Source organism: Hydrangea phyllody phytoplasma (assembly GCF_036985185.1).
Taxonomy (GTDB): Bacteria; Bacillota_I; Bacilli_A; order Acholeplasmatales; family Acholeplasmataceae; genus Phytoplasma; species Phytoplasma asteris.
This window is the reverse complement of record NZ_BSDA01000022.1, coordinates 1-821: the sequence shown is the minus strand read 5'-3', so window position 1 is coordinate 821 and position 821 is coordinate 1. Positions and strand designations below refer to the sequence as shown.

Below are 821 nucleotides of genomic sequence, written 5' to 3'. Positions count from 1 at the left end.
CATTTAACTTTCTATCTAGATATTGACCCCCAAACAAAATTACACCGAAAACAAACCCAATCAAATCATAAATTAGACTTAATCGAACAAAAACCACTAATTTATTTTGAAAATGTTCGTCAAAATTATTTAAATCAAAATAAATACTGTAATGATGTAAATTGTAAACACCAAAATTGCAAGTATTTTTTAATTAATGCAACCAACTCACAAAAAGATAATTTAACCCAAATAATTAAAACTTTAATTAATAAAAAAATATTATAAAAAAGGAGACAACAAAACAATGACTAAGAAAGAATTAATCAAAGAAGTTGCAAAGCAACTAAAAACTTCAGTTGCCAAAACCGAAGAATTTTACAATTCATTTGAAAATACCTTAATTGAATCAATCACATCCAACGAAGAGGTAGTTTTATCACCTCAACTCGGCAAGTTCGTCCTCAAATCCCGCAATGCACGCGCGGGACGAAACCCCCAAACAGGTAAGAGAATCAAAATCCCTTCAAAAACTGTGGTAACTTTCAAATTATCAAAAAACCTCAAAGATAAAGTCAAAACCCTTAAATTAGAATAAAAAGGAGATAAAAACATGAGTGATCGAATGACAGAAGTATACCGTGGGACTTATTTCAAAGACTGTAGCAAACCAATAACCAAGAAAAAAATTAACAAACATGCCCGCCCAAAAGGCAAATGGCTTAATTTAGACCACCCCAGAAAAACTTTTAAAAACAAAAAGAAATCGTTTAAAAAACGAATTAAAATTCTTAAAAATTATTAAGAAAGGTAAAAAAATATGTGGTTATTTTCAATAGTTA

Annotated in this window: 2 protein-coding genes and 1 pseudogene; all 3 read left to right on the top strand. The window is 29.1% G+C overall.

Going from position 1 to position 821, the window contains the following annotated elements; genetic code table 11:
* Nucleotides 1-267 (top strand): annotated as a pseudogene (locus AACP42_RS03035) (dTMP kinase); the annotation flags it as partial.
* A 19-nt stretch (nt 268-286) separates the two neighbouring features.
* Complete coding sequence (locus AACP42_RS03030) at nt 287-577, top strand: HU family DNA-binding protein (protein ID WP_212775639.1); 291 nt, start codon at nt 287-289, stop codon at nt 575-577.
* Between the two features lie 15 nt (nt 578-592).
* A complete protein-coding gene (locus tag AACP42_RS03025; protein ID WP_212775640.1) occupies nt 593-784 on the top strand; it encodes a hypothetical protein in 192 nt (63 codons plus the stop codon).
* The last annotated feature ends 37 nt before the right edge of the window (nt 785-821 follow it).

Coding starts and splice junctions, on each gene's coding strand:
- AACP42_RS03030 (WP_212775639.1), top strand. CDS start 287: ATGACTAAGAAAGAATTAATCAAAGAAGTTGCAAAGCAACTAAAAACT.
- AACP42_RS03025 (WP_212775640.1), top strand. CDS start 593: ATGAGTGATCGAATGACAGAAGTATACCGTGGGACTTATTTCAAAGAC.